Annotated in this window: 23 protein-coding genes; 10 read left to right on the forward strand and 13 right to left on the reverse strand. The window is 59.0% G+C overall.

Annotated elements, in window-relative coordinates; genetic code table 11:
• Positions 1-7 precede the first annotated feature (7 nt).
• The gene (locus JIF53_RS03415; protein ID WP_199451830.1) at positions 8-973 is read left to right on the forward strand and encodes a calcium/sodium antiporter; all 966 of its coding nucleotides are present in this window, start codon (positions 8-10) and stop codon (positions 971-973) included.
• On the opposite strand, the gene JIF53_RS03420 is transcribed toward JIF53_RS03415, so the two are convergent.
• From JIF53_RS03420 to JIF53_RS03435, 4 genes are all read right to left on the reverse strand, one after another.
• Positions 970-1,824 carry a hypothetical protein gene (locus JIF53_RS03420; protein WP_199451831.1) on the reverse strand — a complete coding sequence of 285 codons (855 nt, stop codon included), beginning with the start codon at positions 1,822-1,824 and terminating at the stop codon, positions 970-972. The two genes, JIF53_RS03415 and JIF53_RS03420, sit on opposite strands and share 4 nt — an antisense overlap.
• 86 nt (positions 1,825-1,910) lie before the next feature.
• The gene (locus tag JIF53_RS03425; protein WP_153740596.1) at positions 1,911-2,777 is read right to left on the reverse strand and encodes an ABC transporter substrate-binding protein; all 867 of its coding nucleotides are present in this window, start codon (positions 2,775-2,777) and stop codon (positions 1,911-1,913) included.
• Between the two features lie 11 nt (positions 2,778-2,788).
• A complete protein-coding gene (locus JIF53_RS03430) occupies positions 2,789-4,819 on the reverse strand; it encodes a TonB-dependent receptor domain-containing protein (protein WP_199451832.1) in 2,031 nt (676 codons plus the stop codon).
• Between the two features lie 95 nt (positions 4,820-4,914).
• Complete coding sequence (locus tag JIF53_RS03435; protein WP_011786707.1) at positions 4,915-5,868, reverse strand: LysR family transcriptional regulator; 954 nt, start codon at positions 5,866-5,868, stop codon at positions 4,915-4,917.
• A 129-nt stretch (positions 5,869-5,997) separates the two neighbouring features.
• On the opposite strand from JIF53_RS03435, the gene JIF53_RS03440 reads away from it, so the two are divergent.
• Genes JIF53_RS03440 through JIF53_RS03455 form a run of 4 tightly spaced genes read left to right on the forward strand, consistent with a single transcriptional unit; the run spans position 5,998 to position 9,789 of the window.
• A complete protein-coding gene (locus tag JIF53_RS03440; protein ID WP_113879262.1) occupies positions 5,998-6,957 on the forward strand; it encodes an iron-siderophore ABC transporter substrate-binding protein in 960 nt (319 codons plus the stop codon).
• Between the two features lie 8 nt (positions 6,958-6,965).
• Complete coding sequence (locus JIF53_RS03445; protein ID WP_199451833.1) at positions 6,966-7,991, forward strand: FecCD family ABC transporter permease; 1,026 nt, start codon at positions 6,966-6,968, stop codon at positions 7,989-7,991.
• Positions 7,988-8,995, forward strand: coding sequence for a FecCD family ABC transporter permease (locus tag JIF53_RS03450; protein ID WP_228285455.1), 1,008 nt, complete (start codon positions 7,988-7,990; stop codon positions 8,993-8,995). The genes JIF53_RS03445 and JIF53_RS03450 overlap by 4 nt, the downstream gene beginning before the upstream one ends.
• On the forward strand, positions 8,992-9,789 hold the full coding sequence (locus tag JIF53_RS03455; RefSeq protein WP_199451834.1) for an ABC transporter ATP-binding protein: 798 nt from the start codon (positions 8,992-8,994) through the stop codon (positions 9,787-9,789). Before JIF53_RS03450 ends, JIF53_RS03455 begins: the two co-directional genes overlap by 4 nt.
• A 6-nt stretch (positions 9,790-9,795) precedes the next feature.
• Here JIF53_RS03455 and JIF53_RS03460 read toward each other — a convergent pair whose 3' ends face one another.
• The 9 genes from JIF53_RS03460 to dctP form a co-directional block, all read right to left on the reverse strand.
• Positions 9,796-10,998, reverse strand: coding sequence for a multidrug effflux MFS transporter (locus JIF53_RS03460; protein WP_199451835.1), 1,203 nt, complete (start codon positions 10,996-10,998; stop codon positions 9,796-9,798).
• A gap of 83 nt (positions 10,999-11,081) precedes the next feature.
• The gene (locus JIF53_RS03465; RefSeq protein WP_199451836.1) at positions 11,082-11,519 is read right to left on the reverse strand and encodes a DUF4124 domain-containing protein; all 438 of its coding nucleotides are present in this window, start codon (positions 11,517-11,519) and stop codon (positions 11,082-11,084) included.
• Positions 11,520-11,625: 106 nt separating this feature from the next.
• Positions 11,626-12,834, reverse strand: coding sequence for a glycolate oxidase subunit GlcF (gene glcF, locus JIF53_RS03470; RefSeq protein WP_199451837.1), 1,209 nt, complete (start codon positions 12,832-12,834; stop codon positions 11,626-11,628).
• A gap of 2 nt (positions 12,835-12,836) precedes the next feature.
• Positions 12,837-13,904 carry a glycolate oxidase subunit GlcE gene (glcE, locus tag JIF53_RS03475; protein ID WP_199451838.1) on the reverse strand — a complete coding sequence of 356 codons (1,068 nt, stop codon included), beginning with the start codon at positions 13,902-13,904 and terminating at the stop codon, positions 12,837-12,839.
• On the reverse strand, positions 13,897-15,369 hold the full coding sequence (locus tag JIF53_RS03480) for an FAD-linked oxidase C-terminal domain-containing protein (protein WP_153740587.1): 1,473 nt from the start codon (positions 15,367-15,369) through the stop codon (positions 13,897-13,899). Before JIF53_RS03480 ends, glcE begins: the two co-directional genes overlap by 8 nt.
• Positions 15,370-15,381: 12 nt before the next feature.
• On the reverse strand, positions 15,382-15,807 hold the full coding sequence (locus JIF53_RS03485) for a GlcG/HbpS family heme-binding protein (RefSeq protein WP_014422553.1): 426 nt from the start codon (positions 15,805-15,807) through the stop codon (positions 15,382-15,384).
• Between the two features lie 19 nt (positions 15,808-15,826).
• Complete coding sequence (locus tag JIF53_RS03490) at positions 15,827-17,365, reverse strand: TRAP transporter large permease (protein ID WP_014422554.1); 1,539 nt, start codon at positions 17,363-17,365, stop codon at positions 15,827-15,829.
• Complete coding sequence (locus tag JIF53_RS03495) at positions 17,362-18,072, reverse strand: TRAP transporter small permease subunit (RefSeq protein WP_014422555.1); 711 nt, start codon at positions 18,070-18,072, stop codon at positions 17,362-17,364. The genes JIF53_RS03490 and JIF53_RS03495 overlap by 4 nt, the downstream gene beginning before the upstream one ends.
• A gap of 102 nt (positions 18,073-18,174) precedes the next feature.
• Positions 18,175-19,233, reverse strand: coding sequence for a TRAP transporter substrate-binding protein DctP (gene dctP / locus JIF53_RS03500; RefSeq protein ID WP_014422556.1), 1,059 nt, complete (start codon positions 19,231-19,233; stop codon positions 18,175-18,177).
• Between the two features lie 338 nt (positions 19,234-19,571).
• On the opposite strand from dctP, the gene JIF53_RS03505 reads away from it, so the two are divergent.
• The 5 genes from JIF53_RS03505 to JIF53_RS03525 all read left to right on the forward strand — a co-directional run bounded on the left by JIF53_RS03505 (position 19,572) and on the right by JIF53_RS03525 (position 23,497).
• Positions 19,572-20,330 (forward strand): FCD domain-containing protein, encoded by a 759-nt coding sequence (locus JIF53_RS03505; RefSeq protein WP_153740586.1) that lies wholly within the window; start codon positions 19,572-19,574, stop codon positions 20,328-20,330.
• Between the two features lie 59 nt (positions 20,331-20,389).
• Positions 20,390-21,160, forward strand: a complete 771-nt coding sequence (locus JIF53_RS03510) for an ABC transporter ATP-binding protein (RefSeq protein ID WP_153740585.1) — start codon at positions 20,390-20,392, stop codon at positions 21,158-21,160.
• A 106-nt stretch (positions 21,161-21,266) separates the two neighbouring features.
• Positions 21,267-22,019 carry a transporter substrate-binding domain-containing protein gene (locus tag JIF53_RS03515; protein WP_023008671.1) on the forward strand — a complete coding sequence of 251 codons (753 nt, stop codon included), beginning with the start codon at positions 21,267-21,269 and terminating at the stop codon, positions 22,017-22,019.
• Between the two features lie 47 nt (positions 22,020-22,066).
• Entirely contained in the window at positions 22,067-22,771 is a 705-nt protein-coding gene (locus JIF53_RS03520; protein ID WP_014422560.1) for an ABC transporter permease, read from the forward strand.
• Positions 22,772-22,774: 3 nt separating this feature from the next.
• On the forward strand, positions 22,775-23,497 hold the full coding sequence (locus JIF53_RS03525) for an ABC transporter permease (RefSeq protein WP_022990753.1): 723 nt from the start codon (positions 22,775-22,777) through the stop codon (positions 23,495-23,497).
• The last annotated feature ends 134 nt before the right edge of the window (positions 23,498-23,631 follow it).

Raw genomic sequence — 23,631 nt, forward strand, 5'->3', positions numbered from 1 at the left:
CAACAACGTGCTGATTGCTTCTCTCGCCATTCTTGCCGGTCTTGCCCTTCTGGTCTGGAGTGCAGACCGCTTTGTTGAGGGCTCCGCCGCTGCGGCCGGCCACTTCGGAATGCCACCATTGCTGATCGGTATGGTGGTGGTTGGCTTTGGCACCTCGGCACCGGAGATGGTGGTTTCCGCGCTGGCGGCCTCTCAGGACAACCCGGGACTGGCGCTGGGTAATGCCTATGGTTCCAACATCACCAACATCGCCCTGATTCTGGGTATCACCGCCGTGATCGCCCCGATTGCCGTGCACTCTCAGGTGATGCGCAAGGAACTGCCGATTCTGGCCCTGGTTACCCTGGCGGCGGCCTGGCTGCTGTTTGATGGCGAACTCAGCCGGCTGGATGCGGCCGGCCTGCTGGTGCTGTTTGCCCTGTTACTGGGCTGGAGCATCTGGTCTGGCATGAGAAAAACCGATGATGCCTTCGCCACCGAAATGGATGCCGAGCTTGCCGCTCATCCCATGCCCATTCGCAAGGCGATTCTCTGGCTGGTGGTGGGGCTGGTTCTGCTGATTATCAGCTCCCACGTTCTGGTTTGGGGGGCGGTCGACCTAGCCACTCGCTTTGGCGTCAGTGACCTTGTGATCGGCCTGACCATTGTGGCTATTGGCACGTCCCTGCCGGAACTGGCCTCTTCAATCATTGCGGCCCGCAAGGGCGAGCATGATCTGGCTTTGGGTAATATTCTGGGCTCCAACCTGTTCAACACCCTGGCCGTGGTCGGTATTGCCGGCTCCATTGCCCCCATGGCGGTGGCCAATGAAGTCTTGATCAGGGATATTCCAGTGATGGTGGGCCTGACCCTCGCCCTGTTTGTGCTAGGCTATGGATTTCGCGGGCCCGGGCGTATCAATCGTGTGGAAGGTGTTGGGCTGCTGGCCATCTTCGTGGGCTATACGGCCTACCTGCTAAGCACCACCTTTTAAGAGAGCAGTCCCGGGGTCAGCAACCATTCACTGACTCCCGGATACTGCTCCAGGTCCAGGACAAACTCCTGACCACGTGCCGCGCACTTTAAGCGGCAGTATTCCCCGGAATCCTCCAGGCGCCAGCGTTCCGGATTGTGGTGATAACTCAGGGACGACTTACCAGGTTGGGGCATGAAGGCTGCCGGCAATCGCCACTCCGTGACCTTTGCAGCTCCGGGCGCGGTCAGCCGGTGTTGGTCTGACAAAGCCTGCACGGCTCCAGCAGCTGGCAAATCCTCACGCAAGCCTGGAATCTGAAGCCTGTCGCCGCTGACATAGAGACAGTTCCGTACTGATCGCTCGCCATGCAGATGTGGATGATAGCGCGCCCACTCCGGTACTGACGGCACGTCACCCAGAGGCCAGACGTCTGCCACCTGCAACCAGCCCCAGACAGCGTGAAACGGTCGGCTACCTGGCACAAAGCGCCATCGTTTACGATAACGTTCCACCGGTCGGAACAGCGCAAAAAACAGAAAAAGATCACCAGGACCAATGCAATGATTGGCCAGGTGCGCCTGGGCCGAACTGTGCTGGCCAAGCACCGGGCGCCAGCCTGGCAGCCGGGGATAGGCACTTTCGATAACATCGGGATCCAGATGCGCACCACGTCTGGAAAACGCCTGCTGCCCGGTAAGCTGCGACACCAGCGAACCAATGCTTTCTCCGTGGCGCCGGACCTGGCTATAGCGAATGGGCGACTGGTCGTCCGGAATGGGCAGCGCCAGGCAGCTGCCATCCGGGAAGACCGGATTGGGACAGCCACCTGCGGAACTGTCGAAGCCTTTTCTGCTGAGGATCAGTTTCATAGCCGAGCATTATTGACCAAAGCGGCGCAAACAAAAAAGGCCCGTCGGCGTTTGCCGGCAGGCCTTAAGATTCTGCTGCGCGGAAGTTACCGCACCGCGTTCACCACTTCGTCCACTTGCAGCCGTACGCTCTGCAAGCCGCCACCGGACAGGTACCAGAGGCCTGGGTTAAGCACCACGACTTCGGCAGACACACCCGCCTCGGCCAACGAAGCTTTCAACGTCTCCGGCGCCAGCGGTTCAGCCCCGATCGCGGCGCTGCGATCAACCACCAGCAGGGTATCCGGCGCCATTTGCGCGAGAACGTCGGCCGTCACCGGATAGAAGGTACGCTCTCCACGCATCACCGGCTGCACACTGTCTGGTACAGCCGCTGGCGTCAATGCCAACAGTTCGTAGACTAATGCTTCCTGCCGGAGTGAAAAGTTACCGTTATTATGGGTCACCACGGTAACGGTACCTGCGTCAGCCAACGTCGCCTTTTGCGCCTCGACGTGCTGCCAGAGCGCGTCCAGCTCTGCGCCAGCCGCCTCTTCAAGGCCGTAGTAGCCAGCCAGGCTGAGCACACGGTCATTCACCGCTGCCTGAAGACCATCCCCCTCCAGCGTGACATCACGTACTGGAGCCACCTTCGCAAAGGACGTAAGGGCTTCCGCCCCCTGGCGCCCGGTCATCAGTACCAATCCTGGTTTCAGGTCAGTGGCCAATGCCAGGTCGGGTGTCTTGAGACCACCTGCATCCGGCAGCCTTGCGCCCAGGTCCGCCAGGTAATCCGGCAGGCTCTGGTGCGGAATGGCCACAACCTTTTCTTCCAGACCCAGCTCCAGCAAGGTGTCCAGTGCACCGTGATCGTAGCTGATCACGGTTGGGCCGGTTACTTCCGTCGTGGTCGCGCATCCGGTCAGGGTCATGCCAGCCAGAGCAAAAGCCATAATCCGTTTCATTGAAGTCATGGTTACTATCCTCAGAAGTCGACCGCCAGGCCAAGGTTCAGGCGACGGCCATCCAGCACCACGCCATAGTCATCATTGGTGATTTCTTTATCAGCCAGGTTGTACAGACCCGCGGTCACCCGGGCAGAATCGGTCAGTTGATAAAGCAAGCCGGCATCCATCAGCGTGTAACCCGGCGTGCCATCTGACATGCTACGGCGGCCAAGGTAATCGCTGGTTTCACCACGATAGTTGGCCTGGAACCAAAGATTCAGCCGGTTATTCGCTTGCCAGTCCAGGTTGGCGTTAGCCATGTGCTCAGGAATTTTGTTCAGCGGTTCGCCTTTGTACTCGCCGGTCTTCTGTTCAGAATCGGTGTAGGTGTAGCTGGAATTCAGAGTGACCGAGTCGGTCAGCCGGTAATCCAGCGTCAGTTCGACGCCTCGCATTTCGGCTTCGTCGATGTTGGCCCGGGTACTCAGGAACAGGTAGTCGTTGCCCTGAAAGCTGCAGGTCCAGGTGGCCGGGTCATCGCGATCCCCACTGGGAGACTCACAAAGCCGGTCCTCGGCAATCTTGTCTTTGAAATCGGTCTGGAACAGCATCACGCTGGCGTTCAGTCCCATGGCCCGGCTATCAAACACCATACCCGCCTCGTAGCTGATACTGGATTCCGGATCCAGTTCCGGGTTGCCGATGATCAATGCCCGTGGATGCGGCGCAGGTGAGCCACCGCCGCCAGTGCCGCGGCCGAAGCCTTCGGTCACATCGGCCAGACCCGGCTGACGATATCCGGTAGACACCCCACCCTTGAGGGTCAGCTCTGGTGTCAGATCGTAAAGTGCGTAAACCCTTGGTGAAAACTCACCGCCAAACAGCTCGTCGTCGTTGTAGCGCAGCCCTGTGGTCACCGACAACTGCTCGGTCAGCCCCCACTCCACTTCCGAGTACACCGCAGCGATCCACCGATCAACACTGCGGACGGCGCCTGGAATGTTGGATGTCAGCAAACCGTTGGTTTCGTCGGTCAGCTTTTCCTTCTTGTACTGGCCACCCACCGTCAGCACATGGTCTCCCCAGAACCGTGTAGCCTGGGTATCCAGCATCGATACTTTCTCTTTCTTGGTCTGATCCTGTACCCGCTCGGACAGATCATGCTGGATAAAGCTCCGGGTCAACCAATCGCCATAGTTGCCGGCATGAGACAGCACGTATACATCTTTGTCATAGATGTAGTTTGAGCCGGTTTCATCCTCTGCCACACTCTTGCCGGGTGTGCTCATCTCTTCCAGACGGGAGCTGTCGTAACTCAGGGCAAATTCGTTGCGACTATCCGGAGTCAGAATCAGCTTGGCACCACCCTGCTTGCGCTTGCTTTCCGGGGTACTGCGTGCGGAGTCATCGGCACCGGCAAAATCGCTCTCATCGTCCCCTCCCCAGGCAGCATTCACTTCGGCACTGAGCAGGTCCTCCACCAGTGCGCCGCCGGCAAACAGGCTGGTTTGCCGACTGTCGTTGCTGACATCGTTCAGAGATTTGGTGTACTCGGATGAGATAGTGCCCGCCCATTCACCACGGTTTTTACGGGTAATGATGTTGATGACGCCGCCCATGGCTTCAGAACCGTACAGCGATGACATCGGGCCACGGATGACCTCAACCCGCTCGATCATGGAGATGGGCGGCAGTGCAATCTGCTTGCCACCGTCCTGGCCGTTGGTGTTTACCGAACGCCCCGCTGAGACCGGCCGGCCGTCGACCAGATAAAGCGTGTAACTGTCATCCATCCCCCGAATGCTTATATCCTGCGCACCACCGCCACCGGTTACGTACACTCCCGGGATGTTATTCACCGCATCGACAATACTCTTGTAGGACTTCTTCGCCAGCTCCTCGCCAGAGATCACCGAAATACTGGCCGGCGCATCCGAGATGTTCTGCTCAAAGCCAGCGGCAGTCACCACAATTTCACCCAGCTCAACGGGCTCAGTCTGGGCCAGACTTGCGGTGCTGGCACTGGCCAGGGCAACCGCTGACGCCAGCAAAGGAAAACGACGGCGCATGAATAACTCCCTGTGTTGTGCAACGTTCACGATGCATCAGTTTTCGCATTTGCGAATCATTATCAGTGGCGTGAACATTAACACAGCGCAAGGGTTCAGGTGTTGGAATGATGCGTTCCGCTTTTCGGAACAGCCTGTGTGGCAGTACCACCGCCCCCCGTCCATTCCTCCGGGATACAGCTTCGTAGATGAGCAATAAAGGCCCGCACCCGACGGGGAAGAACACCATGAGGATAAAGCAAGGTCACTGGCAGGTCGGGTCCATACCACTCCGGTAGACAGGACTGAAAACTGCCGGGATGAGCCGTCAGCCGACGTTCCACCAGCCAGACCGGCATCAAGCCCAGGCCGCGGCCCGCGGCAATGGCGTCACCCTGCACATTGAACTGGTCCACGGTAAACCGACGGTCCGGTAGCGATAGCGGAAAATTGCCCTGGCGGGAGTGGTGCAATATTACCCCGGTGTCTGCCATTCCCAGCAGATCCACCCAGGGATGATGGGCAAGCTCTCCCGGTGCAGCCGGCTTGCCGTGCTGCCGGAAATAGGCCGGGCTACCGAAAATACCCTGCTTGAGTACACCGAGCACCTCCTGGCGCAGCGCTGTCTCACCGGTCTCGCCCAGCCAGATACACACACCGTCCTCGACCGCTTCCGGCAGGTTCCTCTGGGTGTGAATCGCAACACGAAGGTCGTCATGGTCAGCCATAAAGGACTCAACCACCCCGGAAAACCAGCCACGCACAAAAGATTCGTGACAACGCAATTCCAGCTTGCCGGTTACCTCGGCTTTGAGTTCGTCCAGTGCCTCCCGCCCCTGCACCACCAACTCGAGAATGTCGTTGCAATAGCGGTAGAACACACGCCCGGCATCGTTCGGCACGATCTTCCGGGATTGTCTCAGCAACAGTGGCTGCCCCACATTCTCCTCCAGTTGTCGAATCCGGCGGCTGAGAGTGGACTTGGGTAGTCCCAGATCCCGGGTACTGGCGGTCAGGCTGCCGGTGCGCACTACCGACACGAAAGCTTCCAGCTCCTGCAAGTCATACATGATTTGGTTCCATTATTTGCAACTGACCGTTCCAATTTATCACTTTAAAACCTTAACGAGAACCATTATCATTATTTTCCATTAAAATTTGCAAACTATCTAACACCCCGCTGCCGGAGCGCACTGACCATGACATGCCGCACTCTCACCCCCAGACAGACGCTTCTCCGATCCATTGCCGTACTGGCACTCTCCGCCATGGGCGCGGGTACCAGTCTCGCGGGTACCCGGTCTGTGGAAACGGCCTATGGCCCGGTAACGGTCAACGGCCAGCCAGAGCGAGTAGTCACACTGTACGAGGGGGCCCTGGACACGACACTGGCTGTCGATGCCAACCCAGTGGGTGCTGTAATTACCCGTGGCGGCAGCGACGTTGCCGATTACATCAAGTCCCGGGCAGGCGATATCGCTATTGTGGGCGCACCGGCCGAAACCAATATTGAAGCGGTTATCTCCGTCCGGCCCGATCTGATTCTGGCAGCACCGCGCACCAATGAGCAGCAATACCAGTTGCTGTCGCGGATCGCGCCGGTGATCGTGTCAGATGTTCCCATGTTCCAGCCGGACAGCTGGGAACGGGAAACCCGCCTGTTCGCCAAAGCCCTGGGGAAGGAAGAGGCCGCTGAGCAGGTGATTGCCAAAGTCGAATCCCGCATTGGCGAAGTGGCCGCCCTTGTGGAGGCTCGCATCCCGGAAGCCCAGCGAGATGCCACCCTGGTTCGCTGGATGCCCCAGGGGCCCCTGGTGATGGCGGAAGGCCTGTTCTCGGCCTCGATTCTTCAGGCAGTAGGCTTCCGGATAGATGACAATGATCTGGTTAAAGAAGGTCGCCCCCATAGCGAACCACTGAGCCTGGAGAACCTGTCCAGCATGGATCAAAGCTGGGTATTCCTGGCGACACTGAATGAAGATGGCGACAAAGCACTGGAGGCGGCCCGCCAATCCCCGGCCTTTGCCCGCCTGGATGCGGTTGAACACGACCGGGTGATCACCGTCAGCGGGCAACTCTGGACCAGCGCTACCGGACCTCTGGCGGTACTGGCCATTCTTGATGACATCGAAGCCGCGGTCACTGCCATTCAGCCCTGAAGCGCCCAATGTTGAACGCTCTATCTCCGACTAGCGTGGTTGCGTCTCGCGCTTTTTTCCCGCCGCTTCTGGCTGCGGGATTTTTATTGTTGCTGGTGGTACTGGCCAGCCTGCTCTATGGCGCCGGCCCGGTGTCTGCCAGCGATGTCATGGCGGCGCTGATGGCCAATGGCACGGAGGAAGCCTGGTTCGTGGTCACCGAGCTTCGGCTGCCCCGCACCATCATTGCCCTGATCACCGGCCTCGCACTGGGCCTGGCCGGTGCCCTGCTCCAGTCCATGACCCGCAACCCACTGGCCGAGCCGGGCTTGCTGGGCGTCAGTGCTGGCAGTGGCTTTGCAGTAGCCCTGGCCATCCTCTTGGGCGCCACCACAGCCACTCTCACCACCCTGGCCGCCCAGCTTGGAGCGCTCGCTGGCTGTGCCCTGGTGATTGCCGCTACCAGGGTGCAGGGCCTGGGCAATGATCCTGTGCGTCTGGTATTGGCCGGGGCTACGATGACAGGTCTGCTGCTGGCACTGACCTCCATGTTGATGCTGATGGACCAACGAGCCGCCGATGAGATCCGCTTCTGGATTACCGGCAGCGTGGCCGGCAAACCCTTGTCCATGCTTTGGGCAACGATTCCCTCCATCACTCTCGCGCTGGTCCTGATGGCTATCGTGGCACGACCACTGGCAGCCATGGCCCTGGGCGAAAAGGCGGCCGTCGGGCTGGGACATCACCCGGGGCGAATCCGCTTCCTGATCACCTTCGCGGTTGCTCTGCTGGTGGGCTCGGCAACGGCCCTCGCCGGGCCGCTGATCTTTGTGGGGCTGGTGGTGCCGTTTATTGCCCGGGCCTTTTCTGGCCCGGATATCCGCAAGACCCTCTGGCTGTGTGTGCCTGTTGGCCCTGCCGTGGTATTGGGTGCCGACGTGGTTTCCCGGTTGATTGCCGCGCCCGCCGAAATGCCTCTGGGGGTGGTTACCGCCCTGATTGGCGCTCCGGTGCTGCTGGCCATTGTCCGGGCCGGCCGGATGCCTTCGCTATGACCGCTGGATTCGCCATGCCGGACAAACGCAACGCTCTGGTTAATACCGCCCTGCTCGGGCTGTTAGTCCTGGCAACCATCATCTCGCTGGCCACCGGTACCGTGCAGGTTTCACTGTTCGATACCCTCAGGGCATTAGCCGGCCACGCAGACCCGATGACCGATTTCGTGATCAACGAGCTTCGTCTGAGCCGGGTAATCGCGGGACTACTGAGTGGGGCGGCGCTGGCCATGGCCGGCTGCCTGATGCAGACCCTGGCCCGTAACCGTCTGGCGACACCGGGCATTATCGGCATCGATAACGCGGCTACCGCCTTTGCCGTCGCGTCGGTGGTGGGTGTGGGGCTATCGCTGGCACCATCAGCCATGGCATTGGCTGGAGCGGCAGCCGCCACGGCGATTGCCTTTGGTCTGGCGGGCGCCAATGGCACCCGGGGCTATCGCTTTATCGTCGCCGGCATCGGTATTGGAGCCATCGCGGGCGCAGTCACCCAGGTAATGCTCAGTCGGGTGGCGATTGATGCCGCCAATGCGGCCTATCCCTGGACGGTGGGCAGCCTGAATGCCCGTTCCGGCCAGAGTGTGCTGGTACTCGGAATGGGCCTTGCGGCCGGCTACCTGATTCTGATGAGCCTCAGCCGGGCCCTCAATACCTTGCAGTTCACGGATGCGGTGGCCATTGCCCTGGGCACACGACTGAAAGCCACCCGCATAATCGGCCTGGGTTTGTCGGTGATGCTCACGGGCCTGGCAGTATCCGTCTGCGGGCCGGTTGGCCTGATTGCCCTGCTGGCGCCGGAGCTTGCCCGGGCCCTGTGCCGCCCGGGCAAGGTTCCGCTCACGGCAGCGGCCCTGGCGGGCGCCAGCTTCATGCTGGTTGCCGACCTGTTAGGCCGCACGCTGTTTGCGCCCCTGGAAATTCCGGTGGGCATCATTACCGCCATCGTCGGCAGCCCCTACCTGCTCTGGATACTGCTGAAGCCTTCGTCACGGAGCCTGACATGAGCCAACCCCAAACCGCGACCCTTGCCGCCGACGACATCACTCTGGCGCACCGTCAGTTTGTTGTAGCGGAGAATCTGAGCCTTCATCTGCCAACGGCCCAGGTCACCGCCATCGTGGGCCCCAACGGCTGCGGAAAATCCACCTTGCTGAATGGCCTGGCCCGGATTCATACGCCCAAGGGCGGCTCGGTGCTTCTGGACGGCAAGGATATCCATCGCCTGCCGTCCAAAGAGGTCGCCCGGAAACTGGCCCTGCTACCCCAGGACAACACCGCCCCGGAAGGCCTCACCGTTGCCGACCTGGTGCGCTTCGGCCGTCAGCCTCATCAGGGCTGGATGGCACAGTGGTCGAAAGAAGACCAACGGGCCTTCGATCAGGCGATACAGGCCGCCGATGTTGCCGGACTGGCTGACCGTGCACTGGACACCCTCTCTGGCGGGCAACGACAGCGGGCCTGGATTGCCATGTCGGTGGCCCAGCAAACGCCGCTGTTACTGCTGGACGAACCTACATCGGCCCTGGATCTGGGCCACCAGATTGAAGTGTTTGAGTTAACCCGGGCACTGAGCGGACAAGGCAAGACCATCGCCATGGTGGTGCACGACCTGGCCAGTGCCTGCCGTTATGCGGACCATATGGTGGCCATGAAAAACGGAACCATTATTGAGGAGGGCGCTCCGGCGGAGATTGTCTCACCGGAGCTGGTGCAGGAACTCTACGGCGTCAGCTGCGATCTGATTCACGACCCGGCCACCGGTAGCCCGTTACTGGTCAATGTGCGCCGCAATCCCTGAGCGGTATCAGGCCAGGGTTTCGGCCCTGGCCTTTTCCCGGGCAATCGCGGCTGGAGCTCCGGCCGCCAGCACCACCGCGCCAGCCGAGCAGGCCAGCATGCTCAGCACGATAGGCAGAAGCGCATCACCCCCAAAGGCCGATGACAGCGCACTGATCCCTCCGGCCAGGGTGAACTGGGAGGCGCCCAGCATGGCAGCGGCGGTTCCGCCCAGATGCGGAAAGAACTCCAGCGCATTGGCCATGTTGTTAGGCACGATCCCGCCCTGACAGCCAATGGCGCCAATGATGAACAACGCCACCGCCCAGAACGGCCCGTCCAGAATGACCACGGTAACCAACCCGACCAACATCAGGAACTGCAGCATAACCTGTACCCGCAACAGGATGACTGATGGGACGCGCCGCAACAGTGGCCGGTTGACCAGATTCAGCACCGCCATCAATCCGATATTGGCCGCGAACAGCATAGAGAAACTGGCGTTGGACAGGCCGAACCACTCCTGGTAGATAAACGACGAATGGGTAATGAACAGCAGCATGGTGCTGAAGCACATCACCTGAATACCGATAAAGCGCATGGTTGTGCCGTGGCGAAGCACCAGCATGTAGTTGGTTACCAGAGTTTTCACCGGCGTCGAAGCCTGGGGCCTGGGTTTCAACCTGGGAAACAGGGCGATTTGCAGCACGACCGCCAGCAAGAGCGCGTAGCCGGCCAGAAATACGAAAATCCAGTGCCAATCGCCGAGCGCAAGCATCAACGCACCCAGTGAAGGTGCCGCAGCCGGGGCAATAAACATGATCAGGCCAATCAGGCCGAACAGGCGCGCCGCTTCCTGCCCGCCCACCTGGTCGCGGACAATCGCAGGCACCGAGACCGCACAGAAGGCACCGCCGATGCCCTGTACAATTCGCCAGCCCACCAACTCCGCCAGGGTATCGGCTCCGGCAATCATCATCGCGGCAATGGCGAAAATGGTCAGCCCGACAAACAGTATCAGCTTGCGGCCATAGCGATCCGACAAAGGCCCGCCCACCAGTTGTGCGAGACCGAGGGTGGCGACATAGGCGCTCAGAGTCAGGCCCACATCCGCATGGGGAATACCAAAACCCTCAGCAATATCGGGGAACGCGGGCAAATACGCATCCAAAGCCAGAGGCCCCAGGGCGACGGTCATACCAAGTAATAACGCGAGCTGAAAATGAGACAAATGCTACCCCCGCTGACTAGATAGATAGCTAACAATATTCAGGAAAGGACCGCAATGCGCGGTTTCCGAAGCCAGCGCGGAAATCAGTTCTGGTCGAGCACGCACTCCCGGCTATAGAGCTGGCTGAGTTTGCGTCGTTTCTGGCGCAGGCCGTTACCTCGATCATTGCTGTAACCAGCTCGCAACTGGCCCTGAATCCGGTCCAACTGCTTCCGATATTTCTCGCACTGTTGCGCCTGCTTTTTTGCCTCTCTGGCCTGGGCATAGCGATCCTTGCTGCCGGGAGCCAGCAAGCGTTCCACTTCAGCCCGGCTTTGCCGCACCCGGTCGGCCTGGCGGATATTTTCGCCCATGGGGACGGTCACCGGTGGTTTCACCGAAACACTGGAATGTCGCACCTGCCTGGGTGGCGTATCGGAAAAGTGTATGGACCCGTTGGCATCGGTCCAGCGGTAGATTTCAGCAGTGGCGGGCGCTGCCGCGGCAACGAAAAGCAGGCTCAGGGCCAGTTTCCTTGGCATGGGTTCACATCCTGTGAATAGTCTGAGGGAGAGCCCCGCCACCATCACAGCAGCGGGACAGGCGCTGGTAACTATACCGAAAGCCAGCGCCACTTTCAGGAACGGATCAGCGGTCCAGCAATTCGATCCAGTGGTTCACCGGTACGTCTGCTTTGCTCTCCAGGTGCAACTGGCAGCCAATGTTGGCCGTGACAATCCGTACCGGGTTATCCACCGTCAGCGCCTTGAGCTTGTTATCCAGCAGCTTCTGGCTCATCTCCGGCTGGGTAATGGAATAGGTACCCGCCGAGCCACAGCACAGGTGCTTGTCTTTGGTGGCCGCCAGGTCGATACCCGCCTTGGTGAGCACCTGCTCCACCACCCCATTCTGTTTCATGGCATGCTGCAGGGTACACGGACAGTGGAACGCCACCTTGCCCGCCTGGGCACTGGCCTTCAGGGGCTCCAGGTCTTCCTTCAGCAGGAACGCCCCAAGATCAGTGCACAGCTCGCTGACCTTCCTTGCCTTATTGGCGTACACCGGGTCATCTTTCAGCAGATGGCCGTAATCCTGGACCATGGCACCACAACCTGACGCGGTCATGATGATGGCCTCGGCTCCGGCTTCAATGGCGGGCCACCAGGCATCGATGTTGCGGCGCATCTGTTCCAGACCGCGCTCATGTTCGGAAAGATGGTAGTTCACCGCGCCACAACATCCGGCCTCGGGGGCTTCCACCATGGTCACACCGAGCTTGTCCAGCACCCGGGCCGCAGCCGCGTTGGTATTGGGCGCAGCTGACGGCTGAACACAGCCGGCCAGAGCCAGAACCACACGGCTGTGGCTCGACGAGGGCCAGGGGCTTGCGTGTCGACGGGGAGGCACCTTGGTGCGCAGCCGCTCCGGCAGTACCGGACGGAAGGCCTGGCCCAGACGCAGCATCAACCCGAACAGCCGGTGGTCCGGCAGGAAGCGGGTCAGCGCCCAGCGCAACCATTTTTCCTGCGGCTTACGCGGCAGCTCTTTTTCCATCAAACCACGACTGATGTCTACCAGGCGGCCATACTTCACGCCAGAAGGGCAGGTGGTTTCGCAGCTTCGACACGTCAGGCAGCGGTCCAGGTGTTCGCGGGTCTTCTCGGTGACTTCGCCGCCTTCAAGGAACATCTTCATCAGGTAAATGCGGCCACGAGGGCCATCCCGCTCGTCGTTAAGTTCCTGGTAGGTTGGGCAGGTTGCGGTGCAGAAACCGCAATGCACACAGGCCCTGAGGATCTCCTCCGCTTCCTGACCTTCGGGATCATTGGCAAATTGTTGAACCAGATTCGTTTGCATAATTACAACCAGCTATAGAGACGGCCAGGATTGAAAATGCCGTCGGGATCGAACGAGTGTTTCACGCGGCGCTGGATGGTTTTCAACGCCTCGGGTTGGCTTTGCATCACTTCGGCAGTGCGATCACCACCCCGGAACAGGCTGACCTGACCACCGGCAGCACGAGCCAGTGGCTCCAGATCGCTGAGTGAGGCCTGGCCGTGATACCATCGCTGGGAGCCAACCCAGTCGATCATCCAGGGGCCGTCCAGCTTCGGCGTTCTGGCGGTGGAATCCAGGGAGAACCGCCAGAGAGGTGCTTCCGGATCGTCAAAGAAGTCGTGCCGCATGTCCTGAACCTCTCGCCAGAACTGGTCACCCTCAGCCATAACCTCGCCACCCCACTTCTCGGCGGTCGCCTCAACCGCTGATTTTGCACCGGCCAGGCGCAGGTACACCTTGCCATCGACCCAGCAGGCACCGGTGATGGGTTTGGGCTCACCGGCACGGCGGTTCATGTATTCCACCACCTCGTCCATGGCCATCTCCCGCACCAGGGTAACGGTGGCCGCCGGCTTCGGCATGACTTTCAGACTGATTTCGGTGATCACCCCGAGCGTTCCCATGGCGCCGGCCTGCAAACGGGAAACGTCATATCCCGCCACGTTTTTCATCACCTGGCCACCAAAACGCAGGTGTTCGCCCTTGCCGTTCAGCAAGCGAATACCCAGCACCTGATCCCTCACCGAGCCCGTCCAGGGCCTGGCGGGGCCGGACAGGTTACAGGCCAGGGTGCCACCGATGGTGGATGCGTCGCCAAAATGCGGCGGCTCAAAGTGCAGACACTGGCCCTGCTCCGCCAGCACCGCTTCAATTTCTTTCAGGGTGGTACCGGCACGTACCGTCAGCACCAGCTCTACCGGATGGTATTCCACCACACCAGTGTGCTCGGCCAGGCTCAGAATGCTGGCATCAGCATCGCTCTGGCGCCCCATAAAGGACTTGCTGCCGCCGCCGACAATGTTGAGTTTCTGCCCGTTACTGCGGGCCTTGAGCACCTGCTCCTGTATCGTTTGGATCTGATCAGCCATGGGCAGTGTCCGCCTCTTCGTGCTTGTGTTGCTTGTGCTCGATGGAGCGGTATTCCTGACAGAATTTCAGGGTGGGCACCCCTTTGCCCGGGTTCAGAATTCCGGTGGGGTCGAAGGCCGCTTTCACATCGTGGAACTGCTGCAGCTCGTCATCATTGAACTGCACCGCCATCTGGCGAATTTTCTCCACGCCCACGCCATGCTCACCGGTGATGCAGCCACCCACCTCCACACAGAGTTCCAGGATCTTGCTGCCGAACGCCTCGGTGCGCTCAAATTCGCCTGGCACGTTGGCATCAAACAGGATCAGCGGGTGCAGGTTGCCATCGCCCGCATGAAACACGTTCGCCACCCGCAGGCCGAACTCTTCTGACATCTTTTCCATTTCCAGCAATACCTTGGCCAGATAGCGACGCGGAATGGTGCCATCCATGCAGTAATAATCCGGCGAGATCCGCCCCACCGCCGGGAAGGCCGACTTGCGCCCTTTCCACAGCAGAGCCCGCTCTTCCTCGCTCTGTGAGGTGCGAATGGAGGTCGCGCCCAGCTTACCGAACAGCGCTTCGGCCTCTGCGATGTGTTCGTGCACTTCCTCTTCGGTGCCGTCCACTTCACACAGCAGCAGGGCCTTGGCATCCCGGGGATACCCGGCACCGCAGAAGTCATCGGCCGCGACAATGGCATGACCATCCATCATTTCCAGGCCACCGGGGATGATGCCGTGGGAAATCACGCCACCCACCGCGTCGCCCGCTTTCTCGATGCTGTCGAAGCCCGCCATGATCACCTGTGCCACTTCCGGCCTGGGCAGCAGTTTCACCTTCACCTCGGTGACCACGCCCAGCAGTCCTTCAGAGCCGGTGAGCAGCGCCAGCAGATCCATACCGTAGCTGTCCAGGCCATCGCTGCCGACCGTTACCCGGTCACCCTCGGCGGTGATCATTTCCACACTGAGGATGTTGTGCACGGTCAGGCCGTACTTCAGGCAGTGCACGCCACCGGAGTTTTCGGCCACGTTGCCGCCAATGGTGCAGGCGATCTGAGAGGAAGGATCCGGCCCGTAATAAAGGCCGTACTGTGCAGCCTCTTCGCTGATCGCCAGGTTACGGACACCCGGCTGCAGGCGTGCGGTGCGACCAATCGGATCAATGTTCAGAATTTGGTTAAACTTGGCCAGCGAGAGCACTACCCCTTCCTTATGCGGCATGGCACCGGCACACAAACCGGTACCGGCACCACGGGCCACCACCGGCACACCGTTTTCGTGGCAAATGCGCATGACCCGCTGCACCTGTTCCACGGTTTCCGGGAGCACCACCAGCATGGGCATTTCCCGGTACATGGCCAGGCCATCGCACTCATAAGGTTTCAGGGTTTCGTCATCGGTGATGACGAAGTCCGGGTCAATAAAGGCCCGGAACTGCTCCGCCAGCCGGGATTTGCTGATACGGGATTGAGTATTCATAAGAGACACCGGTTACTGGCGTTTGCTTTCAAAATGGTCGATGCCAGCCTGGGCACAGTCCATGTCCTGTTGTGGCGTGCCCGAGCTGAGACCGATACCGCCGACCACTTCACCGTCTACCATCACCGGCAGGCCACCGCCTACCGTGCTCAGGCGACCGCCCACTTCAGTATGTATACCGAAGGCGAGGTTGCCCGGCACGTTGGCGGCATTGTAGTCGTGGGTCGCTTTGCGCGCGGCCGCAGCGGTAAATGCCTTGTCCTGTGCGATGGTAACACTGGTCACTTTGCCCCCGTCCATACGCTCAAAGGCGATCAGCGTGCCGGACTCGTCCACCACTGCGATGCACATGGGCACGCCGATTTCACGGGCCTTGGCCGCCGCACCCTCAATCAGGATGCGTGCATCAGACAGGTCGAGACGATGAATGGTCAACATAACGATTTACTCCTCTTGGTTAGCCATAAGCGAGATTGGGCAGCCAGGTAGTGATGGCCGGGAACACAATGCACAGGAATACGCCCAGGGCCTGGATGGCCAGGAACACCAGGGATGACTTGAAGATGGTGCCCATGGAAATTTCCGGCGGGCACACGCCGCGGATATAGAACAGCGCATAGCCGAAGGGCGGGCTCAGGAACGACATCTGCATATTCACCAGATACAACACCCCGAACCACAGCACCACGTCGTCACCAGACACGCCCGGCAGGCCGAACAGACCCGGGAACTCCAGGGCTTCCACAATGGGGATAAAGATAGGCACCGCCAGCAGCAGGATGCCGACCCAGTCCAGGAACATGCCCAGTACCACCAGCAAGACCATCAGCAGGAACAGGATGCCGTAGGCCGGCAGGCCGGTGCCCAGAATGGATTCGGTAATAAAGTCCTGACCACCCTGGAGAATGTAGAAACCTACAAACACCGAGGCACCAAACATGATCCATAGCACCATGGCGGAAGCCTTGGCGGTGGTGACCGAAGCATCCCGCAGAGTCGCGATGGTGAACACCTTGTGTTTCATCGCCACAAGAATGGCGCCAAAGGAGCCGATGCCGGCCGCCTCAACTGGTGTGGCAATGCCGCCAAAGAGCAGGCCAAGCACCAGGAACACCAGAATGAGAGGCGCAATCAGGTCTTTCAGAAGCAGCAGCTTGTCTTTCAGGCCGATGCGTTCCTCCTTGGGAATCGGAGGCCCTAGTTCGGGGTTCAGCTTCGCCCGGATCCAGACATAGAACACATACAGGCTGGATAGCAGAACGCCAGGAATCACCGACCCCAGATACAGTTCACCCACCGATTGCTGGGCAACCACGGCATAGAGGATCGCCAGAATCGAGGGCGGAATGAGAATACCCAGGGTACCGCCCGCCATGATGGAGCCGAGGGCGATCTTGTGGTCGTAACCCCGTTTGAGCATGGCCGGCAGGGCAATGATCCCCATGGTCACGACCGCCGCACCGATAACCCCGACCATCGCTGCTAGAATGGTCGAGGCCACAATGGTGGCAATGGCCAGGCCGCCGCCAACACCACCCATCCACTTGTAGACGACATTGAACATTTCTTCGATGAGGCCGGCCCGTTCCAGCATCGCCGCCATGAAGATGAACAGCGGAATAGCGGCCAGATCGGAGTTGGTCATCATCGGGAAGATGCGGCTGGGGATGATGTTCAGCATCAGCGAGTCGCCCACCAGATAAATGAAGGCAACCCCAAGACCACCGGTAACAAACGCCAGTGGCAGACCCATCATCAAAGCCACCAACAGGGAGCCGAACATCAGGTAGGTGAGCGGTCCGATGTTCACATCGGCCAGGCTTCCGGCCAGCTTGAACAGGAATTTCTCATCGCTGAACGGGTCGTAGAACAGAATGTTGACGAACTCGACAAACATCACAAAGGCCAGCGCAGCGGTGGCCAGAATCATCAGCCAGGTGCCAAGCTTGCCTTTGAGGTTGCCCTGGCCCGGATTGTTCACTGTAGTGGTAGTCATGCGTGTTGCTCCCGGCCAAGCTTGACGAACAGGGCAATGTCCTTGATCAGTTTGGACAGGCCCGCCAAGGTAAGTAGAACAGCCCCCAGCAGCATCATGGCCTTGACCGGCCAGTACTGGATGCCCCAGGTCTCGACGGTACGTTCATCCATCGAGTAGGAGTTCTGGAAAAAGGTCCAGGAGGTAATCACCAGCGCCAACGCAAACATGAAGAAGAACATGGAGGTGAAGATATCCATGCCAATCCGGCCCCGCACAGGCAACAGGTTATAGATCACATCGACCCGCACATGGGCGCCATGCAGCAGGGCAAACGCGCCCGCCAGCAGGTACTGCATACCGAACAGCAGAAAGCTGGCCTCATGCACCCAGATGGTCGGCATATTGAAGATGTAGCGCATAACCACTTCAAAAAAGTAGAAAACAACGGCGTTTACGGTCCAGAAGGAAATAAACACGCCAGATTTTTCGCTGATCCAGTCGATAATCCGGGTAAACCAGTTCGCGTAATCCGACTCGATGGTTTTCGACATTTCGGCTTCGATCTGCTGAAGCTTCTCGTTTGCCAGGGCATTCTTGTCAATCGCCTGCACGCCACGGCTACTGGACCAACGGTCCCACGCCATCATCAGCAGCGGCATTACCGCCAGCCAACCCCAGTAGAACCAGTGCGGCAGCACAAAGCCAAAGTTGCTCAGATCAGACATACTGTCCTCACGTCAGTGACAACGCGGGGAAGGGAGAGAGCGCCCTGAACCAAGGCTTCCCTGCCCTTCCCCGCTTTTTTGATTGTTGTTGGTAGTGCCGGTTTACTTGCCAGCCGCCTTGAGGTCTTCCTCGGTGACGTAGCCCACGGTGTCGTTCATCATGTACTCGAGCTGCATATCGAAGATGGCCTTGGCATCCTCGTTCTTGTTCGCCCAGTTGTACCAGATGGGAATTGCCGCGCGACGGAACTCCTGCAGATCCTGCTGGCTCAGACGCGTGACGGTGTCTCCATCCGCCTTGAACTTCTCCATGGCTTCGATGTTGCGCTTCTGGATGGTCAGGTAGTGCTTCTGGGAGTAATTGCGCACCTCTTCCTCAACCAGCTGCTGCAGCTTGGGATCCAGGGCGTTCCAGGCACGCAGGTTCACCGTCAGGTCCATCAGATCCACCGGCTGGTAAATAGACATCACCCCTGGAGGCCCGAACAGGATGTAATCGGTCACCTGCGAGAAGCCCAGCTCATAGTTCACCGCCGGGCCCACGTAGTCCGCCGCATCGATGGTGCCCTTTTCCAGAGCCGGGAAGATGTCGGAACCCGGCAGGCTGACAGTGGATACCCCGAACTGCTGGAATACTTCAGCCACCATGCCGCCAGGCACCCGGATCTTCATGCCCTTGAGATCCGCCAGGCTGTTCACCGGCTTCTTGGAATGAATGATGTTGGCGTCGTGCTGAATCGGGCCCACGTAGAACAGCCCGTACTTTTTGTAGATCTCCCGGGTTTTCTCCAGCATGCCCAGGGAATAGAACATGGTGTCCCACTGGTGAGGCTGGTCCGGGCCGGCCGGGTAAGAGGACAGGAACACCGAGGCCGGGATCTTGCCTGACCAGTACAGGGTAAACGGGTTCATCCCCTGCAGTACGCCATTACGTACCGCATCAAACAGCGCGTTGTTGTCGGCCGCGACCGCCTTTGCGGGGTACGGCCTGAAAATAAGTTCTCCGCCGGATTTTTCCTTGATGCTGTTGCACCATTCCTCGAACAGGTCATAGCCAACCGTGCCCGCATCCCACACCGACTGAATTTTCCAGGTAGTCGCGGCCTGGGCCTGACCGGCGCCCAGTGTCAGCGCGCCTGCCAGGGCTGCACCAACCGCCATTTTTTTGAGAAAACTCCGGCGTGGTGGGTTTGCGTCTGAATCACAATGCTTGTCGTTGTTATCATTGATGTTCATCGAAACATCTCCGTTCACTTTGTTGTTATGCAGAGGTAATCCAACACCAGCAAATGCCAGCATTAAAAAGATATTCGTAGGCAGGTGCGGTTTAGTCCAGAGAATTGCCAACTGGTCAGACCAGTTTTTAATTGCGGCAAAATGGACGAATTCGGTGCTATAGGCCATAGTTAGCGGTCTGGAGGGCAACACTCGAGAAGGACTTCCTGATCACTTGAACAACAGCAACTGGTCTGACCAGCAAGACCCGTCAGGTAGAAAACATGGGGATATCGCAGGAAATTTCCTTCAGGCTAGAGCGGCTGATTCTCGACGGCGGCCTGGCACCGGGGCAGAAGATACCCTCGGAGCGCCAGCTTTCGACCAGACTGGGGGTTTCCCGGGCCATCATTCGTGAAGCATTGCATGAACTCCAGGGGCGGGGCGTCATCGAAACCCAGCATGGACGGGGATCTTTTGTTGCCAGCATTGTCCCGAACACAGACGATCTGGAAGACAACAGCCCGTTGATGCACCTGTTTGCCGGCCACCCCCGCACCCTTTATGACCTGCTGGAAGTGCGCGAACAGCTGGAAGGCCAGGCGGCCGAACTTGCAGCCCAGCGCGCCACCCGAGGTGATCTACACCGGATTACCAAAGCCTACCGTGCCCTGGAAGACACCGACCCGCTCAGCAACGCCAAACCCGACCACGGTTTTCACCAGGCTATAATTGAAGCATCTCATAACCCGGTACTGGTACATGTGCTCAATGGTCTGAAAAACATGATGCTGCTGACCGTGCATGCCTCCGTTGCCAACCTGAATCCAAGGGCGGAGATGCGCCAGTTAATCATGAAGCAGCACAAGCAGATCTATCAGGCCATTATGGCGGGCAAGGCCACAACCGCCCGCAAGGTGGCCATGGCCCACGTACGTTTTGTTCAGGATTCATTGAGAAGCCTGGAAAACCAGGGGGCAGAGGTCATTCGAGTCTCACTCGAGTCCAACAACTTTCACGAAAACCCAACAAAGCGGTATTGATTTCCACGGCAACAGTCCGTAAAACATGCGCCTTTGTATGACAGTCTCAGGAGCCAGCCATGGCGGAACCAGCGCCTCTTATTTGCAGGGACATCCACAAGACCTTTAACAAGCTGGAAGTTCTCAAGGGCATCTCTCTGGAAACCCGTAAGGGTGATGTGGTTTCCCTGATTGGCAGTTCCGGTTCCGGCAAGAGTACCTTTCTGCGCTGCATCAATCTGCTGGAAACCCCCACCTCCGGTGACATTATTGTGCACGGCGACCCAATCCGGTTCACCGAAAACCGAAAAGGTGAACGGGTACCCGCCGATAACCGCCAGGTGGAACTGATCCGGGCTCGCCTCTCCATGGTCTTCCAGGGCTTCAATCTCTGGTCCCATATGACGGTGCTGGAGAACATTATCGAAGCGCCGGTTCACGTTCTGAAGATTCCGAAAAAAGAAGCGATTGAGCGCGCAGAGGCCTACCTGAACAAGGTCGGCATCTACGAACGCAAGGACTATTACCCGGCCCAGATGTCCGGCGGACAGCAGCAGCGGGCGGCCATTGCCCGGGCGCTGGCCATGGAACCCGAAGTGATGCTGTTTGATGAGCCAACCTCGGCCCTGGACCCGGAGCTGGTGGGCGAGGTCCTGAAAGTTATGCAGAGTCTGGCCGAGGAAGGCCGAACCATGATCGTGGTCACCCACGAGATGGCGTTTGCGAGGGATGTGTCGAGCCAGGTCCTGTTTTTGCATCAGGGCGTGATTGAGGAGCAGGGAACCCCGGACAAGGTTTTTGACAACCCGGATTCCGAGCGTATGAAGCAATTTCTTGCTCCCAAGTTCTGAACACCAGTGCTATCTTGAATCGGTGTTGGACGAGGCGTTGAAGAATAGCTCCCGAAACTTCCATAAAAAATAAAGCCTTTGTGGCGAATTACCGGAGAAGTGACACATGAAAAAACTGATTGTTGCAGCAAGTTGCGCCCTGGCCCTGGTTGCCGGCACGGCCCAGGCTCAGGAAAGAAACCTGCGCATTGCTTTTGATGTGCCCTACGAGCCATTCGAATACAAAGACGAAAACGGTGAGCTGACCGGTTTTGAAGTGGAACTGGCCGACGCCATGTGTGAAGAGATGAACGCCAACTGCGAATTCGTCATCCAGGCATGGGACGGCATGATTCCGGGCCTGCTGGCTCGTAAGTTTGATCTGATCATGTCTTCCATGTCGATTACACCGGAGCGTGCAGAGCGCGTGCTCTTCTCCGAGCCGTACTACAATACCCCGGGCGGCTGGTTCGGCCCGAACGATTTCAGCACCGACGTCACTGATATGGATGCCATGAAAGGCAAGACTGTCGGTGTTCAGCGCGGTACCACCATGGACACCTACGTGACAGAGAACATGGGTGGCATTGTTGAAATCAAGCGCTACACCACCGCTGATGACATGGTGCTGGACCTTGAAGGGCAGCGCCTGGACGTGGTCTTTGTCGACTATCCGGTGGGTGAGCAGACTGTTCTGTCCAAAGACGGCTTCAAGGAAGTGGGCGAGCCTGTGAAACTGGGTGAAGGTGTGGGCGTTGCCATGCGCAAGCGTGATGCCGACCTGGCCGATGAAGTAAACGCCGCCCTGCGCACGTTGAAGGAAGATGGCACCTACGACACCATCATGAAGAAGTACTTTAACTACGATATCAAGATGTAATGACCACGGGGGCGGCGCCACGTCGCCCCCGCTGACCGGATACTCCCATGTTTGATCTGAAAGGCTATGGCCCGGCCCTCGCAGAAGGAGCGGTCATCACCATTGAGCTGGCCTTCCTGTCTCTGGCCCTGGCCCTGGCGCTTGGCCTGGTTGGTGCCAGCGCAAAACTCTCCGGCAGCCGTGTTGCCGCCGGCATCGCAACCGCCTATACCACGCTGATTCGCGGGGTTCCGGACCTGGTAATGATGCTGCTGTTCTATTACGGCGGCCAGGTAGCGGTGAACATGCTTTCGGATTATCTGTGGGAAACCCGCGGTATCGACTTTTTCTTCCAGTTTGATCCTTTCATTTCCGGCGTGGTGACCATCGGTCTGATTTTCGGTGCCTATATGACCGAAACCTTTCGCGGCGCCTTTCTGGCAGTGGATGTCGGTCAGATTGAGGCGGCCAAGGCCTATGGTTTTTCCCGCTGGCATACCTTCCGGCGGGTGATGATCCCGCAGATGTTGCGCCATGCCCTGCCGGGCATCGGCAATAACTGGCAGGTGTTGCTCAAGACCACGGCACTGGTGTCCATCATCGGCCTGACCGATATGGTGCGGGTGGCGGAGGAAGCCGCCAAGGCGGAGCGCATGCCTTTCCACTTCTTCGTACCAGTGGCTGCCGTGTATCTGGCACTGACGGCGGGGTCGGAGCTGTTTATCAAGTGGCTTGATCGTCGAGCCAATGTCGGCGTGGTTCAGGGGAATTAAACGATGCCTGATTTCATTGCCGAGTGGTTGAACAAGAACGAAATTTTCACGGCCATGACGCTGATGGAGTACTGGGACGGTCTGGTGACGACCGTACACCTGGTGTTTCTGTCGCTGGTCATCGGCCTGGTGGTGGCGGTTCCGCTGGCGATTCTGCGTACGGTCCGGAATCCGCTGGTGTCCGGGCCAATCTGGATCTACACCTATCTGTTCCGGGGCACGCCGCTGCTGATCCAGCTGTACATTATCTATTATGGAGTAGCGCAGATTCCGGGGATTCAGGAGACTTTCTGGTGGGAGATCTTCCGGGAACCTCTTTATCCTGCCCTGCTGGCCTTCACGCTGAATACCGCAGCCTACACCACGGAGATTATCCGGGGGGCGATTATGTCTACGCCCCATGGTGAAATCGAGGCGGCGAAAGCCTATGGCATGAACTGGTTTCTGCGGATGCGCCGGATCATTCTGCCAAGCGCGGCGCGTCGCGCGGTTCAGGCTTATTCCAATGAGGTGATTTTCATGCTGCACGCCAGTGCGATTGCCAGTGTGGTCACCATTGTTGATCTGACAGGGGCGGCACGAAACATTTATTCGCGGTTTTACGCGCCGTTTGATGCGTTTATTTTCGTGGCGCTTTGTTATATGGCGCTGACGTTTATTCTGGTGTTTGCTTTCCGCAAGCTGGAAAACCATCTTTTGCGGCATCAGCGGCCGGTGAATGGCTAACTTTTGCTCCCATCGCCGGGAGCATGGCCATCTGGCTGGATAGGCTTTCCGGGAACCGCTACAAGCACATCCCTGTGCGCTTCTCTCCGCGCCATCCATGGCCTCCGAAATTCCCGGAAAGCCTATCCAGCCAG

The sequence above is a fragment of the Marinobacter sp. bablab_jr008 genome, from assembly GCF_016464145.1.
Lineage (GTDB): Bacteria > Pseudomonadota > Gammaproteobacteria > Pseudomonadales > Oleiphilaceae > Marinobacter > Marinobacter nauticus.

Bases quoted from the DNA above. Each gene is read 5' to 3' on its own strand.
- JIF53_RS03455 (WP_199451834.1), top strand. From the start codon at position 8,992: ATGAGCCAACCCCAAACCGCGACCCTTGCCGCCGACGACATCACTCTG.
- JIF53_RS03515 (WP_023008671.1), top strand. From the start codon at position 21,267: ATGAAAAAACTGATTGTTGCAGCAAGTTGCGCCCTGGCCCTGGTTGCC.
- JIF53_RS03420 (WP_199451831.1), bottom strand. From the start codon at position 1,824: ATGAAACTGATCCTCAGCAGAAAAGGCTTCGACAGTTCCGCAGGTGGC.
- JIF53_RS03510 (WP_153740585.1), top strand. From the start codon at position 20,390: ATGGCGGAACCAGCGCCTCTTATTTGCAGGGACATCCACAAGACCTTT.
- JIF53_RS03445 (WP_199451833.1), top strand. From the start codon at position 6,966: ATGTTGAACGCTCTATCTCCGACTAGCGTGGTTGCGTCTCGCGCTTTT.
- JIF53_RS03485 (WP_014422553.1), bottom strand. From the start codon at position 15,807: ATGTTGACCATTCATCGTCTCGACCTGTCTGATGCACGCATCCTGATT.
- JIF53_RS03435 (WP_011786707.1), bottom strand. From the start codon at position 5,868: ATGTATGACTTGCAGGAGCTGGAAGCTTTCGTGTCGGTAGTGCGCACC.
- JIF53_RS03495 (WP_014422555.1), bottom strand. From the start codon at position 18,072: ATGTCTGATCTGAGCAACTTTGGCTTTGTGCTGCCGCACTGGTTCTAC.
- JIF53_RS03430 (WP_199451832.1), bottom strand. From the start codon at position 4,819: ATGCGCCGTCGTTTTCCTTTGCTGGCGTCAGCGGTTGCCCTGGCCAGT.
- JIF53_RS03425 (WP_153740596.1), bottom strand. From the start codon at position 2,777: ATGACTTCAATGAAACGGATTATGGCTTTTGCTCTGGCTGGCATGACC.
- glcF (WP_199451837.1), bottom strand. From the start codon at position 12,834: ATGCAAACGAATCTGGTTCAACAATTTGCCAATGATCCCGAAGGTCAG.
- JIF53_RS03490 (WP_014422554.1), bottom strand. From the start codon at position 17,365: ATGACTACCACTACAGTGAACAATCCGGGCCAGGGCAACCTCAAAGGC.
- JIF53_RS03480 (WP_153740587.1), bottom strand. From the start codon at position 15,369: ATGAATACTCAATCCCGTATCAGCAAATCCCGGCTGGCGGAGCAGTTC.
- glcE (WP_199451838.1), bottom strand. From the start codon at position 13,904: ATGGCTGATCAGATCCAAACGATACAGGAGCAGGTGCTCAAGGCCCGC.
- JIF53_RS03465 (WP_199451836.1), bottom strand. From the start codon at position 11,519: ATGCCAAGGAAACTGGCCCTGAGCCTGCTTTTCGTTGCCGCGGCAGCG.
- JIF53_RS03440 (WP_113879262.1), top strand. From the start codon at position 5,998: ATGACATGCCGCACTCTCACCCCCAGACAGACGCTTCTCCGATCCATT.
- JIF53_RS03450 (WP_228285455.1), top strand. From the start codon at position 7,988: ATGACCGCTGGATTCGCCATGCCGGACAAACGCAACGCTCTGGTTAAT.
- JIF53_RS03505 (WP_153740586.1), top strand. From the start codon at position 19,572: ATGGGGATATCGCAGGAAATTTCCTTCAGGCTAGAGCGGCTGATTCTC.
- JIF53_RS03520 (WP_014422560.1), top strand. From the start codon at position 22,067: ATGTTTGATCTGAAAGGCTATGGCCCGGCCCTCGCAGAAGGAGCGGTC.
- JIF53_RS03525 (WP_022990753.1), top strand. From the start codon at position 22,775: ATGCCTGATTTCATTGCCGAGTGGTTGAACAAGAACGAAATTTTCACG.
- dctP (WP_014422556.1), bottom strand. From the start codon at position 19,233: ATGGCGGTTGGTGCAGCCCTGGCAGGCGCGCTGACACTGGGCGCCGGT.